This is a genomic window from Bartonella sp. ML70XJBT.G (assembly GCF_028618575.1).
Classification (GTDB): domain Bacteria; phylum Pseudomonadota; class Alphaproteobacteria; order Rhizobiales; family Rhizobiaceae; genus Bartonella.
In genome coordinates, this window is record NZ_JAQITA010000005.1 from 105,478 (window position 1) to 126,900 (window position 21,423).

The 21,423-nt window shown below is 39.0% G+C and carries 15 protein-coding genes and 2 pseudogenes; 16 read left to right on the forward strand and 1 reads right to left on the reverse strand.

Translation table 11 applies throughout. From position 1 onward, the window contains the following. Positions 1 to 21: 21 nt before the first annotated feature. The 16 genes and pseudogenes from pstC (at position 22) to ileS (ending at position 21,224) form a co-directional block, all read left to right on the forward strand. Positions 22 to 1,482, forward strand: coding sequence for a phosphate ABC transporter permease subunit PstC (pstC, locus tag PVV64_RS03820; protein WP_273759884.1), 1,461 nt, complete (start codon positions 22 to 24; stop codon positions 1,480 to 1,482). Continuing rightward, the gene (gene pstA / locus PVV64_RS03825) at positions 1,479 to 2,771 is read left to right on the forward strand and encodes a phosphate ABC transporter permease PstA (RefSeq protein ID WP_273759886.1); all 1,293 of its coding nucleotides are present in this window, start codon (positions 1,479 to 1,481) and stop codon (positions 2,769 to 2,771) included. The genes pstC and pstA overlap by 4 nt, the downstream gene beginning before the upstream one ends. Before the next feature lie 72 nt (positions 2,772 to 2,843). Continuing rightward, positions 2,844 to 3,602, forward strand: coding sequence for a phosphate ABC transporter ATP-binding protein PstB (gene pstB / locus PVV64_RS03830; protein ID WP_273759887.1), 759 nt, complete (start codon positions 2,844 to 2,846; stop codon positions 3,600 to 3,602). A 21-nt stretch (positions 3,603 to 3,623) separates the two neighbouring features. After that, the gene (gene phoU, locus PVV64_RS03835) at positions 3,624 to 4,346 is read left to right on the forward strand and encodes a phosphate signaling complex protein PhoU (protein WP_273759888.1); all 723 of its coding nucleotides are present in this window, start codon (positions 3,624 to 3,626) and stop codon (positions 4,344 to 4,346) included. Between the two features lie 562 nt (positions 4,347 to 4,908). Next, a complete protein-coding gene (locus PVV64_RS03840) occupies positions 4,909 to 5,754 on the forward strand; it encodes a cell wall hydrolase (RefSeq protein ID WP_273759889.1) in 846 nt (281 codons plus the stop codon). A 32-nt stretch (positions 5,755 to 5,786) separates the two neighbouring features. Next, the gene (locus PVV64_RS03845; protein WP_273759890.1) at positions 5,787 to 7,034 is read left to right on the forward strand and encodes an aminopeptidase; all 1,248 of its coding nucleotides are present in this window, start codon (positions 5,787 to 5,789) and stop codon (positions 7,032 to 7,034) included. A gap of 52 nt (positions 7,035 to 7,086) precedes the next feature. Then, positions 7,087 to 7,962: a bifunctional DNA-formamidopyrimidine glycosylase/DNA-(apurinic or apyrimidinic site) lyase gene (gene mutM / locus PVV64_RS03850; protein WP_273759891.1), complete on the forward strand. Its 876-nt coding sequence runs from the start codon at positions 7,087 to 7,089 to the stop codon at positions 7,960 to 7,962. A 78-nt stretch (positions 7,963 to 8,040) separates the two neighbouring features. Then, a complete protein-coding gene (locus PVV64_RS03855; protein ID WP_273759892.1) occupies positions 8,041 to 9,435 on the forward strand; it encodes a M20/M25/M40 family metallo-hydrolase in 1,395 nt (464 codons plus the stop codon). Continuing rightward, a complete protein-coding gene (locus PVV64_RS03860; protein WP_273759893.1) occupies positions 9,428 to 10,048 on the forward strand; it encodes a ribonuclease D in 621 nt (206 codons plus the stop codon). The genes PVV64_RS03855 and PVV64_RS03860 overlap by 8 nt, the downstream gene beginning before the upstream one ends. Positions 10,049 to 10,868: 820 nt before the next feature. Further along, positions 10,869 to 11,180, forward strand: a complete 312-nt coding sequence (locus PVV64_RS03865; protein ID WP_273759894.1) for a hypothetical protein — start codon at positions 10,869 to 10,871, stop codon at positions 11,178 to 11,180. Between the two features lie 382 nt (positions 11,181 to 11,562). Continuing rightward, positions 11,563 to 12,396, forward strand: coding sequence for an outer membrane protein (locus PVV64_RS03870; RefSeq protein ID WP_273759895.1), 834 nt, complete (start codon positions 11,563 to 11,565; stop codon positions 12,394 to 12,396). Positions 12,397 to 12,768: 372 nt separating this feature from the next. Next, positions 12,769 to 13,605 carry an outer membrane protein gene (locus PVV64_RS03875; protein WP_273759896.1) on the forward strand — a complete coding sequence of 279 codons (837 nt, stop codon included), beginning with the start codon at positions 12,769 to 12,771 and terminating at the stop codon, positions 13,603 to 13,605. 342 nt (positions 13,606 to 13,947) lie between these two features. After that, positions 13,948 to 14,739 (forward strand): outer membrane protein, encoded by a 792-nt coding sequence (locus tag PVV64_RS03880; RefSeq protein ID WP_273759897.1) that lies wholly within the window; start codon positions 13,948 to 13,950, stop codon positions 14,737 to 14,739. A gap of 334 nt (positions 14,740 to 15,073) precedes the next feature. Continuing rightward, positions 15,074 to 15,919 (forward strand): annotated as a pseudogene (locus tag PVV64_RS03885) (outer membrane protein). Between the two features lie 162 nt (positions 15,920 to 16,081). Continuing rightward, positions 16,082 to 18,058 (forward strand): outer membrane beta-barrel protein, encoded by a 1,977-nt coding sequence (locus tag PVV64_RS03890; RefSeq protein ID WP_273759898.1) that lies wholly within the window; start codon positions 16,082 to 16,084, stop codon positions 18,056 to 18,058. 250 nt (positions 18,059 to 18,308) lie between these two features. After that, on the forward strand, positions 18,309 to 21,224 hold the full coding sequence (gene ileS / locus PVV64_RS03895) for an isoleucine--tRNA ligase (protein WP_273759899.1): 2,916 nt from the start codon (positions 18,309 to 18,311) through the stop codon (positions 21,222 to 21,224). Between the two features lie 102 nt (positions 21,225 to 21,326). Here the strand turns inward: ileS and PVV64_RS03900 are convergent. Beyond that, positions 21,327 to 21,423: pseudogene (locus tag PVV64_RS03900) on the reverse strand (integrase); the annotation flags it as partial.

Sequence of the window (21,423 nt, forward strand, 5' to 3'; positions counted from 1 at the left end):
TTACAAAAATTGAAAGACAATATGCACATTTCCGTTATTATTTTTCTGTTATTGCTTCTTGGATTTGTTGGTTTTTGTATTTCTTATATGCGGGCACGCACTTTGGAATATACACAATGCAAGATGCATTCTCGTGCGTATTATTACGGTTGGTGGACGTTTCTCATGACGGTTATTCCACCGCTTGTTTTTTTACTTTTTTGGGAGAGTGGGAGTGCAATTTATTTAGAGTATAGTGCCTCTCGAGAGATTGAGACATATGGTGCGCATATAACAGGGCTTCTAAATCACGACCTACTTTGGGGGACGCTTCGAAATTTAGTCAAAATGCTTCATCACTTTGAGGGAGATCTTGCTCATACTTCATATGAAGAAGTGCGTGCACAATTATTAGCGCAAGGATTGATTTTACCTCATGAAGCATCAGATGATGTTTTAAGGATAGCGCAGTCATGGATATTTTCCTCTAAAAAGCTCCAGTTGATTGGTTATAGTGTTTTTTTTGTCATTGCATCCTTTGGTTTTATTTGTGGACTTATGCAAGTTGCTCCGCATCAGCGTGCGCGCAATAAGGTTGAATGTTTGATTGTTATGGGATTGGTTTGTGCTTCTATTGTTGCGGTTTTGACGACAGTAGCCATTGCGCTTTCTATGTTTTTTCAAACAATAAGCTTTTTTCAGTCTGTATCCTTTTCAAATTTCTTTTTTGGCACGGTTTGGGATCCGCGTTTTTCAGCGAGTGGTTCAGGGGATGGTGTGGGGCAATTTGGTTTAATACCATTGCTTGCTGGCACACTTTATATAGCATTTGTAGCCATGCTTTTTGCTGTGCCAATAGGATTATTTTCAGCCCTCTATATGGCCGAATATGCTTCGTCTCGCTTACGTTCAATAGTAAAACCCTTGCTAGAAGTTCTTGCTGGTATTCCCACTATTGTTTATGGTTTTTTTGCTTTGAAGGTTGTTGGTCCATTTTTACGTGATCTTTCTGTTTCTCTTTCTGATGGTGCTGGTTTTATTATGGCTCAAAGTGTTTTGACCGCTGGAGTTGTGATGGGAATTATGCTGATACCCTTTGTTTCTTCCTTATCAGATGATGTTATTACAGCTGTTCCACGTATTTTGCGGGAAGGCTCTTATGGTCTAGGAGCAACGCAATCGGAAACCATTAAAAAAGTCGTGATACCAGCAGCACTACCAGGAATAATGGGAGCAATTTTATTAACAGCATCCCGTGCCATTGGAGAGACGATGATTGTGGTTTTGGCAGCAGGTGTTGCTGCGAATTTAACACTCAATCCATTCGAAGCAATGACCACAATGACAGTAAAAATTGTAAATCAATTGACAGGTGATTTTGAGTTTAATTCTCCCCAAACTCTTGTTGCTTTTGCTTTAGGGATGACACTCTTTGTGATGACTCTTTTGATGAATATTCTTGCTCTTTATATCGTACGTAAATATCGGGAACAATATGAATGAATGAAGATTTTCTTTTTCCTCGTCGCAATATTGGACTCAAACGCCGATATTGGGCTGAACGGCGTTTCCGTGCGTATGGTATGATTGCCATTTTTATTGGTCTGTTTTTTTTATTTGCCCTTTTATGGTCTATCATCAGTCAGGGTTATACAGCTTTTTTTCACAGTGAAATGACATTATCAATTTATTTGGATGAGAAGATCATTGATCCAAGTGGACAGCGTGCAACAAATCCACAGGTACTTATAACGGCTAATTATCCTCTTCTTGTCCGCAATGCTTTGGTGAAAAAGCTTGGTATAGATCAAAATGATCGGGCATCATTGCGGGATGTTAACCGGATGTTTTCAAGTGGTGTGCGTGTTCAACTGCGTGAAATGGTGACCAAGAATCCAAAGCTCATTGGTACAATGCAAAAAATTAAAGTCTTAGTGGCAGCCGATATTGATTCTGCTTATAAAGGGCAAATTGATTTACATGTCGCAGAAAAAAATCGCAAAGTTTCTAATCGCCAAGTAGAATGGATGAAACGCTTAGCGCATGATGGCATACTTTATAAAACATTTAATTTTGGTTTTTTTACCTTTGGTGCTTCAAGTCGTCCTGAGACTGCAGGTTTAGGTGTTGCGATCATAGGCTCTTTTTACATGATGGCGATAGTTTTAGCGATTTCACTTCCCATAGGAATAGCAACTGCTGTTTATTTGGAAGAATATGCACGCAAAAATAAATTTACAGATTTTATTGAAGTGAATATCAATAATCTTGCTGCGGTCCCTTCCATTGTTTTTGGTCTGTTAGGACTTGCGGTGTTTGTTAACTTTTTTGGCCTACCACGTTCAGCTTCGTTAGTTGGTGGGCTTGTTTTAGCTCTTATGACGCTCCCCACAATTATTATTGCCACACGTTCTGCTTTGCGTGCTGTTCCTCTTTCTATTCGTGCTGCTGCTTTAGGGCTTGGAGCATCAAAAACACAAGTGGTTTTTCACCATGTCGTTCCCTTAGCTGCTCCTGGTATTTTGACTGGTACGATTATTGGCGTAGCTCAGGCTTTAGGTGAGACAGCTCCATTACTTTTGATTGGCATGGTTGCTTTTGTGGTCAATATTCCGACCACTCCTATGGAGCCGGCAACAGCTTTGCCTGTACAGATTTTTATGTGGGCGGGTGAAGTAGAGCGTGCTTTTGTTGAAAAGACTTCTGGTGCTATTATCATATTAATGATTTTTCTCGCGATCATGAATATTTCAGCGGTTTTTTTACGTCGACGATTTGAACGACGCCAGTAATTTAGATAAAGTGATTTCTATAAAGCAGTAAGAGAGATAGAGTTTATATTTTAAACTAAGGTAAATTTTGTCATGAAAATTAAGATGCGTGGTCAAGATGTAAAGGTTTTTTATGGAGGAAAAGAGGCCCTTCATGGTATTACTCTTGATATTCCTGAACATCAAGTCACAGCTTTGATAGGTCCTTCAGGTTGCGGAAAGTCGACTTTTTTGCGTTGTTTTAATCGTATGAATGATACGATTGAAAGCGCTAAAATAACGGGTCTTATTACCTTAGATGGAGAAAATATTTATGATTCACGGATTGATGTTGTAGAATTGCGCGCCCGTGTAGGGATGGTTTTTCAAAAGCCCAGTCCTTTTCCCAAATCGATATTTGAGAATGTTGCCTATGGTCCACGCATTCATGGTTTAGTTAAATCACGTGCCGAATTACATGACGTTGTTGAAAAAAGTCTGAGGCAGGCGGGTCTTTTTGAAGAAGTAAAAGATCGTCTTCATGAGCTTGGGACAAGTTTATCAGGAGGACAGCAACAGCGCTTGTGTATTGCACGTGCCATTGCTGTTAGTCCTGAAGTTATTTTGATGGATGAGCCCTGTTCAGCTCTTGATCCTATTGCGACAGCACGTATTGAAGAGCTTATCGATGCATTACGACAAAATTATACAATTGTTATTGTGACACATTCGATGCAGCAGGCAGCACGTGTTTCTCAATATACAGCGATGTTTCATTTAGGGCATTTGGTAGAAGTTGGTGCAACTGAAATGATCTTCACTTCACCAAAAGAACAACGTACGCAAGATTATATCACGGGGCGTTTTGGGTAGGTGAATTGAGGAGAATAAGAGATGTCTATGAACCATACTGTCCGTTCTTATGATGCAGAACTCAAATATTTGCAAGCAAGAATTACAGAAATGGGGAATCATGCAGAAAACATGATCGAATGTTCTGTTGCATCGATTGTGTGTAGTGATCTTCAACTTGCGACGGCAGTTATTGCGGATGATTTATTTTTGGATGAAGCAGAACGTGACATTGATGAGAAAGCGATTACCATTATTTGCAAACGCCAACCTATGGCTGTGGATCTGCGTGAAATTATTGGTGCCATTCGTATTTCTTCTGATCTTGAGCGGATTGGAGATATGGCTAAAAATATTGCGAAGCGAACAGTTGCGCTTTCAGAAGCGCGTCAACCTGCAGCTTTTTATCATGGGCTTGAAACGATTACAGCTTTAGCACTTAATCAGTTAAAAGAAGTGTTGAGTGCCTATAGGAGCCGTTTATTGGAACGTGTTGATGCTGTACGTGAACGTGATGGTAAAATTGATGCTCTGTATACTTCTCTTTTTCGGGAGCTTCTGACGTATATGATGGAAGATATGCGTAATATTACGGTTTGTACACACTTACTTTTTTGTTTAAAAAATATTGAAAGAATTGGTGACCATGTCACCAATATTGCCGAGATGTTGCATTATATTATAACAGGTCATCATATGTCTTCTGAACGTCCTCGTGATGATCTTACCTATAAAGTTGGAGTAGGTGAAAAAAAGAGAGATTAACATTTTTTGAAGATATGAAGTATTAAACGCTTTTTTACAATATAACTGTAAGCGGAGTATGCTAGAGATATTATGGGCAGGTGTAAAGAAGCAGCTAAAAGGCTTTTCAAGATAATATCATGGATTTTTAATTCTTAATTTGACAGATTTGGATATGAGGTGGTATCGTTGTACATATTTTAGTCAAAGGGGAAGTTTTCCTAGTCATTATATTTAAATTTGTATTAAAGGGGGGCGTGTTTTTTCGAGAGTGATAGAAAAAGTTTGAATATTACAATCTCTCTTGTATGGAGAATTGTTGAAGAGTTCTCGAGTGCGTATTGTTTTATTGTGATTTTAAAGTTTAAGAATTGATACTGTGTGGTTGCTTCCATGAATAACAGCAGTATTTCTCTGTAAATCTAAGTTTTTAATTTTTTATTGAGCATAAATGCCTTTTAGTTACTCCTTGTATTAAAATTTTACTAAGTTGTAACAATTAACCGTATACTTTTTTTGAAGGTAGATTTAGAACACATTCAGATTTTAAATACTTCAAAGAGTTGGGGATCTGTTGTATAAGATGAAAAAGAATTTTTTGATTGTTTTTGTTAACTGTTTTTTAGCGCCGTTTGTTATTGTTGGGTGTGCTTCAAATCATTTTAATGTTGGAAATGTAAATGATAATAAGAAGACAGTAATGTATCCATTGACCGAGCGCCAATGCTTGATGCGTGCAATGTATTTTGAATCAAACCGTACCAGCCGAGAAGGAATGATTGCTGTTGGCACTGTTGTTATGAATCGTGTTAATTCAAGCGCTTATCCAAAAACGATTTGCGGTGTTGTTGGTCAGTACAAACAGTTTGCTCCTGGCGTTTTAACGCGTCCTATGCTAGAGCCTGCATCCGTGAACCGTGTTAGAGAAGCAGCAGATGCTGTTTTGCGCGGCGAACGGGATAAGAAACTTAAAAATGCTAAGTTTTTTCATACCGCAGGTTTATCTTTTCCTTATACAAATATGCACTACGTTCGTGTTGCAGGGGGAAATGCTTTTTATGAAAAGCGTTCACGGGATGGATCTCTTCAAGTTCCTACGAATGATCGTCCCTATGATGTTGCTTATGCATTTTCTCAAGAACGCTCAAGAAATACAGCGAGTTTCATGGATGCAAGTTTAGCAAATAAAGGAATAAAAACAGAGGCAAAACAAAACACATCTCCTTTAATAGAAGTAGCGCAAGCAAAAGAGGTGCATGCTCCCTCTTTTTTTGCCGTACAACTTAATAAAGTTCCCATTCCAACATCCGCACCTCATCGTATAGAGAAGGAAGAGGAAAGCAAAACAATAGTGGCCTATACTATGCCTTCATCGGATCAGTTAAATGCAATCGTTGCAATGTTAGAAAAACAGTACAGAATCCGGTAATTTTTTCACAACCAAAGAGAAGGATATTGGTAATGTACTTTGATATTCATGAGACAATTTCACCTGAAATGCTTAATCGTCTTGCAGAAGTTACGGTAAAAGTTGGGCTGAATTTACAAGAGGGACAAGATCTTATTTTAACTGCTCCAGCTTCAGCATTACCTCTTGTTCGGCGTATTGCATATCATGCTTATAAGGTTGGTGCTGGTGTGATTACACCGCTTTTTAGCGATGATATGTTATCGCTGACACGTTTTGAAAATGCCCATACTGCTAGTTTTGATTGTGCACCTTCTTGGCTGTATGAGGGAATGGCGAAGGCTTTTGAAAATGGAGCAGCACGTTTAGCGATTGTTGGTGATAATCCTCTGCTGCTTTCCAATCAAGATTTTGATAAGGTTGCACGTTTAAATAAGGCCACTTCAATGGCTTACCAGCCGGCTCTTAAACAAATAACAAATTTTGCTATGAATTGGTCCATTGTTTCTTATCCAACAACAGGATGGGCTGAGGCGATTTTTCCCTCTCTGCCACTTCATGAAGCGATTAAAAAATTAGCTGATGCAATTTTTTCTGCTTCACGTGTCACAGAAGAAGACCCAATAGAGGCATGGGCTATTCATAATGCGACTTTGAAGGAACGTTCCTCTTGGCTTAATAGGCAGCGTTTTTCTGCTTTGCACTTTACGGGGCCAGGGACTGATTTAATGCTGGGTTTGGCGGACGATCATGAATGGCAAGGTGGTGCATCCGTTGCTAAAAATGGTGTTGTCTGCAATCCTAATATTCCAACAGAAGAAGTATTCACCACTCCTCATGCTCATAGGGTTGAAGGTTTTGTTCGTTCGACAAAGCCTCTTTCCTATCAAGGAGCACTGATTGATAATATTGAGGTACGGTTTGAAGCAGGGCGTATTGTTGATGCACGTGCATCAACAGGGCAGGAAGTTTTGCAACGGGTTTTACAAAGTGATGAGGGTGCAAGCCGATTGGGCGAAGTTGCTCTTGTTCCACATTCTTCACCAATTTCCAAAAGCGATTTACTTTTTTATAATACATTATTTGATGAAAATGCTGCATGTCATATCGCTTTAGGGCAGTGTTATTCCAAGTGTTTTTTGGATGGAGCATCATTGACAGCAGAGGAGATTGCTGCGCGTGGTGGTAATAAAAGTGTCATTCATATTGACTGGATGATTGGATCTGGTGAAATCGACATTGATGGTATTAGGCCAGATGGTATAAGAGTTCCTGTATTTCGTAAGGGTGAATGGGCTTAATATTGTATTTTTTCTATGGCATTGTTGGAAAATATATAATATTAAAAAAACAATGCCTGAACTTCCTGAAGTAGAAACCGTTCGTCGTGGACTTGCGCCAGTTATAACTGGTGCAAAGATATTATCCGTCACGCTTCATCGTAAAGATTTACGTTTTCCTTTTCCTGAGGCGTTTTCTGAACGGCTTGTTGGTCGGACAATTATAGAGCTTGGTCGGCGTGCAAAATATTTATTGTTTCATCTTTCAGAAAATGAAACAATTTTAAGCCATTTAGGAATGTCAGGATCATGGCGCATAGAAGATGACCTTTTAAAAGAAGCATCTTCTACGACAAAGAAATTTGTTAAGCATGATCATTTTGTCATGGATATTCAAGCAAAGGATGGCAAAATTTATCATCTTACCTATAACGATGTTCGTCGTTTTGGGTTTATGCTTTTAGTGGATACAAGTAAGCTTTATGAGCACCTGCTTTTAAAAAAGCTAGGGATTGAGCCTATCAGTCATGCGTTTTCTGGTTGTTATCTACAAAGGGTTTTCGTTAATAAAAAAACATCCCTTAAGGGAGTTTTGCTTGATCAGTCTATTATTGCGGGTCTTGGGAATATTTATGTTTGCGAAGCACTTTGGCGTAGTCGCTTGTCTCCACAACGTGGTGCATATACATTAGCTTCGAAAACGATACGTGCACGTGAATATGCAGATTCTTTAGCGCAGAATATACGCCATGTCATTTCTGAGGCTATTTTGTCTGGTGGATCTTCTTTACGTGATTATATGCATGTAGATGGCTCTCTTGGTTATTTTCAACATGCTTTTTCAGTTTATGGACGAGAGGGGAAGGGCTGTTTACAATGTGGAACACCTATTATACGTATTTTGCAGTTAGGGCGTTCAAGTTTTTATTGTTCACAGTGCCAAAAATGAAGAAGATCTCTTGCAAAATCCTACAAGAAGCTTAAAGTCATTTCTTTAATTATATTAAGGATTGGGAGGCTTTTTTTTATGTTGAATAAAGTATTAACACATCTTGATGAAAATATAGACAAAAGCCTTGAACGCCTTTTTTCTTTTTTACGTTTTCAATCGATTTCAACAGACTCGGCTTATAAGGATGAATGTCGTAAAGCAGCTGATTGGTTAGTAGAGGATTTAAAAAGTATAGGGTTTGAGGCTTCACGGCGTGATACACCAGGTCATCCAATGGTTGTTGGACATCATCCAGGACCTTCGGATGATTGTCTGCACGTATTATTTTACGGACATTATGATGTTCAACCTGTTGATCCACTGAATTTATGGGAAGATGATCCATTTACGCCTTCTTTAAAGGAGAGAGCTGGAGAGAAAGTTATTTGTGCACGTGGAGCTTCAGATGATAAAGGTCAGGTCATGACTTTTGTTGAAGCATGCCGCGCATATAAGAAAGAGACAGGTCAGCTTCCTGTTAAAGTTACTATTTTATGTGAAGGTGAAGAAGAAAGTGCTTCTCCTTCTCTTATTCCATTTTTGAAAGAAAATAGAGACGAACTTAAGGCTGATTATGCCCTAGTTTGTGATACATCCATGTGGGATGCCAATACACCCTCTATTGCTCTTTCTCTTCGGGGAATTATGGCAGAAGAAATTATTATCACAGCAGCTAATCGAGATTTGCATTCTGGTTATTTTGGGGGAGTAGCAGCCAATCCCATTCGTATTTTAGCTAAAGTTTTGGCTGGGCTTCATGATGAAAATAATAGAGTGACACTTCCTGGTTTTTATGATGGGGTAGAAGAAACACCTCCACATCTTTTGCAATCATGGAATGCGCTGAATTGTACGGCTGAAAATTTTCTTGGTCCCGTAGGACTTTCCATTCCTTCTGGTGAAAAAGGGCGATGCATTGTAGAGCTTATGTGGGCACGTCCTACCATGGAAATGAATGGTATTAGTGGAGGCTACGAAGGGGAAGGGATGAAAACGGTTATTGCTTCTCAAGCGAGCGCAAAAGTATCGTGTCGTTTAGTCCATAAGCAAGATCCAGAGAAAATACGCCAAGCTTTGCGTAATTATGTACGCAGCTCAATTCCTACTGACTGTACAGTTGAGTTTAAGAGTCATGGTGCAGCTCCGGCTCTTCAACTTTCTGATGATTCGTCTTTTATCAAGGCAGCTCATAATGCTTTATCACAAGAGTGGGAATGTCCTACTGTCTTAATAGGTATGGGGGGGTCGATTCCAATTGTTGCAGACTTTCAGTCAATCCTTGGTATGGAAACTCTTTTGGTTGGTTTTGGACTGGCTGATGACTGTATTCATTCACCTAATGAAAAGTATAATCTAAAATCATTTCATAAAGGGCAGCGGTCTTGGGCACGTATTCTTGCTGCTTTAGCAAATAGGAGGGTAAATGGCTGAGATTCGCGTTCATCAAGGTGATTTACCAAACTTAGACAATTATCAAATTGATGCCATTGCCATTGATACCGAGACTTTAGGTCTACAACCATATCGTGATCGTTTATGTGTTGTTCAGCTTTCTCCGGGGGATGGCAGTGCTGATGTGATACAGATTGCTAAAGGGCAAAAGAGTGCACCTAATTTGGTTAAGTTGCTTGAAGATAAGGCAATTACAAAAATATTTCATTTTGGGCGTTTTGATCTTTCTATTTTAGCACATACATTTGGCGTGATGCCGGATGTGGTGTTTTGTACAAAAATTGCTTCAAAACTCACGCGTACTTACACAGATCGTCATGGATTAAAGGAAATTTGTGGTGAATTGCTGAATGTGAATATTTCTAAACAGCAGCAATCTTCAGATTGGGCTGCTGAGACTTTATCACGTGCGCAAATTGAATATGCAGCCTCAGATGTTTTATATTTGCATCGTTTAAAGGATATATTTGAAGAACGCCTAAGGCGTGAAGAGAGAGAACATGTTGCAAAGGCATGTTTTGAATTTTTGCCTATAAGGGCTCAACTTGATCTTTTAGGATGGGCAGAGGTTGATATTTTCGCGCATAGCTAACTTTAAAAATGATCTTTTAAAACCAAAGTAAGAAAAATAACTTGATACAGCAGAACAAAACACCCATAGATCATGGGTGTTTTGTTCTTTTTTTTATTTTGATAAGCGTATTTAATGATACAGCTCTTAATGAGTAGGTTCAAGATCGCACGATAAATATTTATAAAGATACGCGTTTTGTGTTTCCTACCGCTTTTATTTGCGAAAAACAGGCAGTTTTATAGGAAACTGTTAGATGCGGATGATAGAAGAGTTGATATATCGTTTTTATTTCAACATATTGATTTATAATGATAACTTATTTTTTTGTATATTGAATGAGAGCCTTGGGTAACATAAAATTTTCTCATTTCAAATTTGTTTAGTGTAAAAATAATTAAAATCATTTGCCTATATATCATAAGGAGAGTTGATGTATGGGTAAAAAACTGTTGGAGAAAGAAGTGAACATGCTTCTTATGGCTATCTCAAGTACCAAGAGCTGTGACAATGTTTTAAGACAGAAAATAGAATGGTTATACCATCTTGCTAATATATATGATGCATTGAGCGATAAGGATAAGAAAAATCTCTGCTAGAGAAGTGAGGGCGTAAACAGTTGTGTCGTTGATTTTATATCTAAGAGTGCATTGTGTTCTTATCTATTACAAAGTAAGTGGTTTGTATGTCAGCATAGCTTGGCAATTTCCATTTATTTTAAAATCACAGTGCCAAAATTCCATTTTTGAAAGAAAAGCTCTCATTTTCTATGGAAATTTGCAATGAAAGTACCAAGTAAAATCCATTATGGATATTAAAATATGGAGAAAGGTCTATGCACATGAAATATTTTATTACAACTTTAGCTACTTTTTTTTCAATCTCTGTAGCACAGGGAGCGAGTTTGTTAACTTCTCAACTAGGACAGGGAATACCTTCCACTGTGTCTCCTGAAAATCTTTTTTCGCAGAAACAACCGAGTGGTGCGTTATCTAAACTTTCGCAAACGAAGTCTTCTTATTTTGATAATAGCGAAGGAGAGGAAGCGGTTGAATTGGTACCTGCATCATATTCACCTAAAAGAAGAGGCCAAAAACCTAAACATCAAAGACCACGTCCACGTCTATTTAATGGCCCTATGAGTTATAAATAAGTGAAGCGGCAATGTTAATATATTTGCGCTGTCTAGAGAGGGGCTAGACAGCGTGGGGTGCAGCGGTGATTGTTGTCCTTGCCGTGGTGATGCCGATTTTTAACAAACCAAATCATTGTAAAAAGTCATGCGAGAGTTAAGGCGAAGGGGGTTTTTATAGCTTTGAAAGGTATATCAAATGTATGTTTTTATGAAAATGAAAGAACAGCGAATATGACAAAAGAGATCATTCCGGTGTTGCCATAGCTTATATGACAGATCAAATGGCTAAGGGGGAGGGAATTTTGTTTTTTTTATGAGTGTGTTATTTTTACTACAGATATCCAGAGTTGTGGCTCTATATGAGGCTAGGTGTTCAAATATTTAGCTATGGAGAGAAATTATGAATATGAAATGGTTAATAACAGCTTCTGCTTTCGCTTTTGTATCAGCTTCAGCAGCGCATGCAGCAGATGTTGTTGTGCCCCCCAGTCCTACACCTGTTGCACCGGTTATAGTGAATCCATCGTTTTCTTGGACAGGTTTTTATATTGGTGGTCAGATTGGCGGTTTTTCAAGTAAAACGAAGATGGATATCCTCACGAACGGAAAAAATGCTCCGGTGCATGATGATTATTTGCCTAAACTCTCTGGATTTATGGGGGGGATTTATGCGGGTTCAAATGTTGATCTCGGCAATGGCCTTATTTTAGGTGTTGATACAGATATCATTTGGACTGATAAAAATGATACGAAAACAGTGCCAGCATATGAGATTACTCCAGTTCACGTGATTTATGTTAATAAGATGGTGAAAGACGCTGGTATTAATATTGGTGAAAATGAAATTGAGGTTGGTGATAAGCGCTCTCATAGTTTCACTTTTAAAGAAAAGTGGGCGGGTGCTACAAGGGTACGGATTGGTTTTGCGGCTGAACGTATTATGCCTTATGTTGCTGGTGGTATTGCTTATACACAGCTGCAAGATATCACGTCGATATCAATAACCAAAAAGGGTACAGGAAAAGTAATAGCTTCTGGTAACTTGTCTGATGAAACAAAGACGATGGTTGGTTATACTCTTGGCGCTGGTGTTGATTTTGCCATGACCAATAATGTTATCGTCCGTGCGGAATATCGTTACTCCGATTTTGGTAAAAAGAAATTCTCAAACGATAAGTATGAAACTTCTTACAAAACCAATGATTTCCGTGTTGGTGTTGCTTACAAATTTTAATTTATTGGTAGGCTAAGTCACGAAAAGGCACGGGTGAATCCCATAGTCTAAGAGAGATGTTCTGTTTTTAGTTATGATTTGGTAGTTTTACTGTGTTTATATTGTCACATTCCACATATTTTTGTATATGTGGAATGTTGATACGTGCAGATCATAGTAAACGGAAATTCATTAACGACAGATGATGATTTAGTTAAATATCAATGGTTTGTATAGATATGTAACGTGTCATTTTTTGCTTAAAACCAAGTTATGAGGAGGTCTCGTTTTTAAACGGGACCTCTATTTTGTATAGCTGTGTTATTTTTACTACAGATTTTTTTTTCACAGGCGTATAGCATTGCGACATAAATAAATTATGGAGCAAAATTTATGAATATAAAATCTTTAATAACGACTTCTGTCGTTGCGTTAATTTCGGCTTCTGCGGTACAAGCTGCTGATGTTGTCGTCCCTCACGAATCTGCCCCTGTTATCAGTGCCCCTAGCTTTTCTTGGACAGGTTTCTACATTGGGGGCCAAGTTGGAAACTTTTCAAGTACAACGAAAATAACAGTTCCAGGAACAGATGCACGAATTTATACTAAAGATGAGACACCTAAGCCTTCAGGTTTCATGGGGGGGATTTATGCAGGTTCTAATATAGATCTTGGAAGTGGTTTGATTCTAGGTATTGAAACCGATGCAGTTTGGGCTGGTCGTGATGAAACAAAAACGAACAATAAAAGAGCTCTTAATGCGACTACAGCTAAAGATCTTAACACTGAATTTGCGAATGCTAAAGTCACGCTAAAAGAAGACTTCCAAGCTGGCGATAAAGTACATGATAGCTACACCTATAAAGAAAAATGGTCTGGTGCTACACGTGTTCGTATCGGTTTTGCTGCTGTTGATCGCGTAATGCCTTATGTTGCTGGTGGTATTGCGTATGCGCAGGTACAGGGTATCAAATCAGTTTCAGGAACTAGACCTGATGCAGATGACAATAAAAAAACAACGGCTCTAGCTGGTGGTAATTTGTATGATGATACAAAAACAATGGTTGGTTTTACCGTTGGCGGTGGTGTTGATTTCGCTATGACTGATAACGTGCTATTGCGTGCAGAATACCGTTACTCAGATTATGGTAAAAAGAAATTTATGAATAATACGCATGAATTTAGCTACAAAACCAACGATTTCCGTGTTGGTGTTGCTTACAAATTCTAATTTTGTAAAAACGGAATTGTTCGTATAAAATAAATTGCTAAGAAGCTCCGTTTTTGATGGAGCTTCTGTTTTTTTGTTACTATATTATTACATAATTGATATTATTTTGCATACAGGATATCATGACATGGTTTTAATAAAAGCAGTTTGTAAATAATAAACATAAATTTACCAATAATATCAATATATTATCTATAAATTTAATTTGTAGCATTACACAGAACAGAGTTATTCAAAGGCTCTATTTTAAAAATTTATTTTTATCATTGTGTCATTTTTACTACAGATTTTTTTTTAAGAGGCGTATAGCATTGCAACATAATAAATTATGGAGCAAAAGTTATGAACATAAAATCTTTAATAACGACTTCTGTCGTTGCATTGATTGCAGCGTCTGCGGTACAAGCTTCAGATGTTGTCATCCCTCATGAGGCTGCCCCTGTTATCACAGCACCTACCTTTTCTTGGACAGGTTTCTATATTGGTGCTCAGATTGGTGGTTTTTCAAGTAAAATTGACCTCAAAGATAAAGACAAAGATACTTCAGTTTTTAAAGACTTATCACCTAAACTTTCAGGTTTGATTGGCGGTTTTTATGCAGGATCTAACTTTGATCTTGGAAATGGTATTATCTTAGGTGTTGAAACAGATATGACTTGGTCTGGCAAAAAAGATGTACGAGTAGTTGCTGGAACTGAGACACCTGAAACTAAAGCGGGAACAGTTACTCCAGTGACTGTTGGAAATTCAACTAACCGGGCGGCTGTGGATGTATCAGAAGGTGTTGGTTTTAAACAGAAATGGGCCGGTGCTACGCGCGTACGTATAGGTTTTGCTGCTGCTGATCGTATTATGCCTTATGTTGCTGGGGGTGTTGCCTATACACAGCTAGAGGCTGCTCATGGATCAGTAAAAGTAGGTGATAAAACTTTTGTTGCAGGCGCATCTGATGAAACAGCAACAATGGTTGGTTTCACGATTGGTGGCGGTATTGATTTTGCAATGACTGATAATGTTCTGTTGCGTGCGGAATACCGTTACTCAGACTATGGCAAGAAGAAATTTTTTGCAGAAGAAAAAGAATATTATTTCAAAACCAATGATTTCCGCGTTGGTGTCGCTTACAAATTCTAATTTTGTAAAAACAAAATTATTATAAACAAATTACTAAAAAGCCCCGTTTTTTTATGGGGCTTTTGCTGTTTTTCTGCTGTTGCATAATTGAACGTTATTTGAATCTTGTAAGATATAGTTAAATATTGGTTTCTGTAAAATCACAAATAATAATTTTATATTGATATCAGTGTGTTATAGATCAATTTAATGATAAGCTCTCATGTAAAACGAAATGATTAATAAGCTCTCTCTTTCACAATTTTTCTCTGTTTATCATTGTGCCATTTTTACTACAGATTTTCTTTGTGCAAGGGTTTAGCATTTCCCTATAAATCAATTGGGAGCAAAATCTATGAATATACAATCTTTAATAACAACTTCTATTATCGCTTTGATTTCCGCTTCTGCGGTACAAGTTGCTAATGCTACCGTTTTTCATGAAGGTGCACCAGTTATTACTGTCTCTAGCTTTTCGTGGACAGGTTTTTATCTTGGTGGTTAAGGTGGAAAATTTTCAAGTAAAGTTGAAATAACTGCTCCAGCTACAAAAAAACAACTTTTCAGTCAAGATGATACACCCAAGTCGTCAGGTTTCATAAAAGGTATTTATGCAGGTTACAATATAGGTCTTGGAAATAGTTTGATTTTAGGTATTGAAACTGATGCAGTTTTGGCTAACCAAGAAGACACAAAATCGATCTATATCTTAGGCCCTGACGGAGGTAATAAGGTTGGTGAAGGTTGTGATTGTGATAGGAAATCTAGTGCTAATGTTGAGAGTCGTAAGAAATCCATCAAAATTGCTACACCAAGATACGGTTATACCAGTGATAGTTTTACTTTAAAGGAAAAATGGTCTGGGGCTACTCGGGCACGTATTGGCTTTGCAGCAGCTGACGACCTCATGCCTTATATTTCTGGAGGAGTTGCTTATGCGAAAATGCAAGGTATTTCTCAGTTTTATGCACAAAATAGAACGGGTATGAATAAATAGGCTCAGTTTGAACTAACTGATAAAACCATGACAATGGTTGGTTTTACCGTTGGTGGTGGTGTTGATTTAGCAATGAAAGATAATATTATTTTGCGTGCGGAATACCGTTACTCAGATTTTGGTAAAAAGCAATTTGTGAAGGATACAGGTAAATTTAGCTATAAAACCAATGATTTCCGTGTTGGTGCAGCTTTCAAATTCTAATTTTGTAAAAACAAAGCTAACGAGATTAAAAAAAATTTAAGAGGTTCCCTTTTTGGCTGGACCTCTATTTTTTTATTTTTTTGTGAATGTGATATTTTTGCTACAGATATTTTACAATAGATGCACTATATACACCTCGTTTTGGATATTTGGAGACATTTTATGAATACGAAACGTTTAATAACGACCTCTATTTTCGCTTTGATTTCAGCTTCTGCGGTACAGGCAGCTGATGTGATGATTCCTCATCAACCTACACCAGTTACCTCATCAACTTCAGCTTTTGTAGCGCCTGCTTTTACGTGGGAAGGTTTTTACTTTGGAGTCCAAGGTGGTGGTTTTTCAAGTAAAACCGATATGAATATTGTTGGCAAGCACAAAACTATGCCACTGAGTAAAGATTTATCACCTAAACTGTCGGGTTTTGAGGGTGGATTGTACGCAGGCGCTAATATTGATCTTGGCGATAATTTTGTTTTGGGTATCGATACAGATTTTACTTGGTTTGGGCAAAAACACACAAAGACCATTACCATAGGTGCACCTGAAAACAGTGCAGTAGACAATTTATTATCAAGAGCTGGTAGATCAGTGCGATCAGCGCCGGAGAAATCATCATCAAAAGTAGCATCAACAGAATCAGCTCCTGCAAAACAGGTTTCTACGCCACCAGCCACTGCAAAATTAGCTTCTATGGCATCGAGTTCTACAAATCCAACAGAATCAGCTCAAAAAAAATCAGCAGGATCAACTCAAACAAAGCAAACAAAAAAAGAGGTAGGAAATACAGCAGGAGGAACCACACAGCGATCACCAACATCGACTCCTGCGGGATCAGTTTCTGCAAATCCAACAGGATCAACTCAAGCAAAGCCAACATCAGGAGGGGTAGTAAATGCAAGAGGAACTTCACCGCGATCATCAACAGTAACACCCTCACTAACCTCTGCAACATTGACTCCTGCGGTATCAGCTTCTACAAAGCCAACATCAGAAAGAGGAGTGAATACAGGAGGAGCATCGCGATCATTGACAATACCAACCTCCTCTGTAGGTAGATCGACGTCTTCCGATACACGGTCGCTATCATTGACGTCAAGTCCTGTGAAAAAGGTAGAAGGTTTAGAAAAAAAAGCTGCAACTGTTACATCAGGAACAGTGGGAGTGCAGTCAGGAGATACAAGGCAAAGAGTATCGCTGTCCACACAGGCGACGCAGTCAACGGGGGCTCAAACGGGAGAAAAATCGGGCGTAACAACATCTTCTTCCTCAGTAGAGAGGTCAGGTGAATCAGGGGTATCAGCAGCGGCAGTAAAGCCAGGGGCATCACCAGCGTCAGCAACGCCAACGTCAGCAGCACCAGCAGTGGTATCAGCGACACCAGCAAAGCCAGAGGCACCAGTAGGGGCAGCAGCGACACCGGCAGCAGTATCAAATTTACAGGAAACAACCGTACCGAAAAAACCACTTCTACTGGCGAGATCAGGATCGTCTGGATCAGAAGTAAATGCTGCTAGTGGGGCAAGTGGAAGTGGACACGGCTCTGGTGTGCGTTCACATGGTACCGGTACTAGTCCCCATGGATCTCATCAGCACAGTTCTAATTCACATGCTGCTCATTCCCGTGGCTCTAGCCCCCATGGTGTACAGAGTACAGCTGGGCGTGGTGCGCAAGGTCTACAGGAGGAGCAGAATACTTCTAATATGTATGGTATAGAGCAAATAAAAGAGATGGTTTCTGAACTTGGTCTTGACGACAATGCTGCTGTTGGAACTTTAAGCCATACTTTGAAGCAAAATTGGGCAGGTGCCACACGGGTACGTATCGGTTTTGCTGCTGATCGCTTCATGCCTTATGTTGCTGGTGGTATTGCTTATACGCAGCTTCAAGACACTGTATCAGTATCAGTTAAGAGAGATGATGGAACAGTAGTTGCTTCTAAGAACTTAACAGATGAAACAAAGACGATGGTTGGTTATACCGTTGGTGGTGGAGTTGACTTTGCAATGCTCGACAATGTTATTTTGCGTGCGGAATATCGTTACTCTGATTTTGGTAAAAAGAAATTTGCAAAAGAAAAACTTGAAATTAAATACACAACAAATGATTTCCGTGTCGGTGTGGCTTATAAGTTTTAATTTGTTTTAAGAATCAATTTTGAAGAGGCTCTACTAAAAGTGGGGCCTTTATTTTTTGAGAAGACATTTTTGGCTTTCTTTTCTTGGTAGTTTCATGATAAAGCCCATAGCGTGTGATGATATATCTTCTTGATCGCTGCTTAATACGAATGATAAGCTCGGCTTTCCCTATAGATCAAAAACCAGAGTTGCAGGGTTCAGGGAAGTTATGCACAAATAAACTCGTAAAAGTGGACAGGGATATTTCACAATGACTGTGAAGAATGAAACAAGAGATTATTCAAAAACGCTTTATCTACCACAAACAAATTTTCCTATGCGCGCAGGGTTGCCGCAAAAAGAGCTTGAGTTGATGGCACGCTGGGAAGATATGGGGCTTTATGCACAATTACGCGAACAAGCAAAAGGTCGTCCACTTTACATTCTCCATGATGGTCCACCTTATGCAAATGGCCATATTCATATTGGTCATGCTTTAAATAAAGTTTTAAAGGATGTGATTGTTCGTTCATTCCAAATGCGGGGGTTTAATGCAAATTATGTTCCTGGTTGGGATTGTCATGGACTTCCAATTGAATGGAAGATTGAAGAAAAATATCGTGCGACGGGCAAAAATAAAGATGATGTCCCCCTTAATGAATTTCGCCAAGAATGTCGCGAATTTGCACAACATTGGATAACGGTTCAAAGTAAAGAATTTAAACGCCTTGGTGTTATAGGAGATTTTAAGACGCCCTATACTACAATGGCTTTTCCTGCAGAAGCACGCATTGCTGGTGAGTTGATGAAATTTGCTCTGTCAGATCAGATTTACCGTGGTTCAAAACCTGTAATGTGGTCTGTTGTAGAGCGTACGGCTTTAGCAGAGGCAGAGATTGAATATCACGATCATGAATCAGAGGTTATATGGGTTAAGTTTTCTATTTTTGAAACAGATTCTCGTGATTTATATGGTGCACATGTTGTGATTTGGACAACGACGCCGTGGACAATTCCAGGGAATCGTGCGGTGAGTTATTCTTCGCAGATTTCTTATGGTATGTACGAAGTTGAAAGTGCAGAAAATGATTTTGGTCCTCAAGCTGGAGAAAGACTTCTTTTTGCTGATGCGTTGGCTATGGGGTGTGCAGAAAAAGCAAAACTTGTTTTAAAGCGGTTGCGTGTTGTTTCTGCGGACGAGCTTAGGAGGCTTATTCTTTCTCATCCACTGAAAGGTTTTGCAGGAGGTTATCATTACAAAATTGCGCTGCTTGATGGTTCGCACGTAACAGAGAGTGCTGGTACCGGTTTTGTTCATACAGCACCAAGCCACGGGCGTGAGGACTTTGAAATTTGGAATGCTTATAAGCCTTTCTTAGAGCAGATGGGCATTGATTCATCTATACCGTTTCCTGTTGATGATGCTGGTTTTTATACCAAGGATGTTCCTGGTTTTGGTCCAGATCGTGAAGGGGGACCAGCGCGCATTATTGATGATAATGGTAAAATGGGTGATGCTAACAAAGAGGTTATTAACGCTCTCATAAAAGCCGATAAATTATTTGCACGTGGTCGTCTAAAACATTCCTATCCTCACAGTTGGCGTTCAAAAAAGCCGGTTATTTTCCGTAATACACCACAATGGTTTATTTCAATGGATAAAGATTTGGGAGACGGTTCAACTTTACGCAGTCGTGCTTTAGAAGCTGTTTCGAAGACGCGTTTTGTTCCCTCTTCTGGTCAAAACCGTTTATCTTCTATGATAGCAGATCGTCCTGATTGGGTCCTTTCTCGACAGCGGTCTTGGGGCGTTCCGATTTGTATTTTTGCCAATGAGGATGGTGTTGTTCTCAAAGATCAGCAGGTAAATGAGCGTATTTTACAGGCTTTTGCAGCAGAAGGAGCGGATGCATGGTTTGCTGAAGGAGCACGTGAGCGCTTTTTAGGGGATCGTGCGCATGAACCTTGGCTTCAGGTCTATGATATTCTGGATGTGTGGTTTGATTCTGGAGCAAGCCATAGTTTTGTATTAGAAGACCGAGCTGATTTACAATGGCCTGCCGATGTTTATTTTGAAGGATCTGATCAACATCGTGGCTGGTTCCAATCTTCTCTTTTAGAAAGCTGTGGTACGCGGGCTTGTTCTCCTTATAAGACGGTGGTGACACACGGTTTTACTTTGGATGAAAATGGCAAGAAAATGTCTAAATCCTTAGGCAATACGGTGGTTCCCCAAGAGATCATAAAAACATCTGGTGCTGATATTTTTCGTCTCTGGGTCATGACAACAGATTATTGGGAAGATCAGCGTTTAGGCAAGAAAATTCTTCAAACGAATGTGGATTCCTATCGTAAACTACGCAATGCAATTCGTTGGATGCTTGGAACTTTAGCACATGATGAAGGAGAAGAAATACCTTATTGTGCACTACCAGATCTTGAAAAACTAATATTACATCGGCTTTTTGAACTCGATCAATTGATTAATCAAGCCTATGATGCGTTTGATTTTAAAAAGATTATGCGTGCTTTGTTGGATTTTTCAATCATTGAATTATCGGCATTCTATTTTGATATACGCAAAGATTCCCTTTATTGTGATGCACCTTCATCGAAGAAACGGAAAGCTTCTTTGCAAGTTGTTCGTGAAACTTTTGAGAGAATGGTAATATGGCTTGCTCCAATGTTGCCGTTCACCATGGAAGAAGCTTGGTTAGAGCGTTATCCCAAAAGTCAATCGGTACATTTAGAACAATTTCGCCCAGCACGAGAGGAATGGCAAAACGAATCTTTAGCTGAACGTTGGAAAAAAATTAAGCAAGTCCGTAAAGTTGTGACGGGAGCCTTAGAGATTGAACGGGCAGATAAACGTATTGGTTCGTCTTTAGAAGCCGCTCCCATTGTTTTTATTTCTAACCCCACTTTACTGGAGGCATTAGAGAATTTAGATATGGCGGAAATTTGTATCACCAGTGCCTTAACAATTAAGCAGGATACACCACCTGCTGATGCTTTTACTCTAAGTGATGTGGAAGGCGTTGCTGTGTATCCGGAGAAGGCGCAGGGAAAAAAATGTGCTAGATCATGGCGTTATACACAAGATGTTGGGAGTGATCCAGCTTATCCTGATGTATCTGCTCGCGATGCTGCTGCTTTGCGGGAATTACAGATGCTTGGAAAGATTTAAAACTTTCATGAACCAAAATAAATAAAAATTAAATTAATAAGTTACTGTATAAGTGAGGGAATTGGTGGGTCTTGATTCTATTACGTTTTTTTGCCTCTAACCCTAACTTTTTTGGAGCTTTTTTATCGCTTCTAGTGCTAGTCTTTTACGGTCTGCGCTCTTTGTGTAAAGAGATGCCATTTGGTCTTCTGTCCAGCCA

Coding starts and splice junctions, on each gene's coding strand:
- pstC (WP_273759884.1), top strand. CDS start 22: ATGCACATTTCCGTTATTATTTTTCTGTTATTGCTTCTTGGATTTGTT.
- pstA (WP_273759886.1), top strand. CDS start 1,479: ATGAATGAAGATTTTCTTTTTCCTCGTCGCAATATTGGACTCAAACGC.
- pstB (WP_273759887.1), top strand. CDS start 2,844: ATGAAAATTAAGATGCGTGGTCAAGATGTAAAGGTTTTTTATGGAGGA.
- phoU (WP_273759888.1), top strand. CDS start 3,624: ATGTCTATGAACCATACTGTCCGTTCTTATGATGCAGAACTCAAATAT.
- PVV64_RS03840 (WP_273759889.1), top strand. CDS start 4,909: ATGAAAAAGAATTTTTTGATTGTTTTTGTTAACTGTTTTTTAGCGCCG.
- PVV64_RS03845 (WP_273759890.1), top strand. CDS start 5,787: ATGTACTTTGATATTCATGAGACAATTTCACCTGAAATGCTTAATCGT.
- mutM (WP_273759891.1), top strand. CDS start 7,087: ATGCCTGAACTTCCTGAAGTAGAAACCGTTCGTCGTGGACTTGCGCCA.
- PVV64_RS03855 (WP_273759892.1), top strand. CDS start 8,041: ATGTTGAATAAAGTATTAACACATCTTGATGAAAATATAGACAAAAGC.
- PVV64_RS03860 (WP_273759893.1), top strand. CDS start 9,428: ATGGCTGAGATTCGCGTTCATCAAGGTGATTTACCAAACTTAGACAAT.
- PVV64_RS03865 (WP_273759894.1), top strand. CDS start 10,869: ATGAAATATTTTATTACAACTTTAGCTACTTTTTTTTCAATCTCTGTA.
- PVV64_RS03870 (WP_273759895.1), top strand. CDS start 11,563: ATGAATATGAAATGGTTAATAACAGCTTCTGCTTTCGCTTTTGTATCA.
- PVV64_RS03875 (WP_273759896.1), top strand. CDS start 12,769: ATGAATATAAAATCTTTAATAACGACTTCTGTCGTTGCGTTAATTTCG.
- PVV64_RS03880 (WP_273759897.1), top strand. CDS start 13,948: ATGAACATAAAATCTTTAATAACGACTTCTGTCGTTGCATTGATTGCA.
- PVV64_RS03890 (WP_273759898.1), top strand. CDS start 16,082: ATGAATACGAAACGTTTAATAACGACCTCTATTTTCGCTTTGATTTCA.
- ileS (WP_273759899.1), top strand. CDS start 18,309: ATGACTGTGAAGAATGAAACAAGAGATTATTCAAAAACGCTTTATCTA.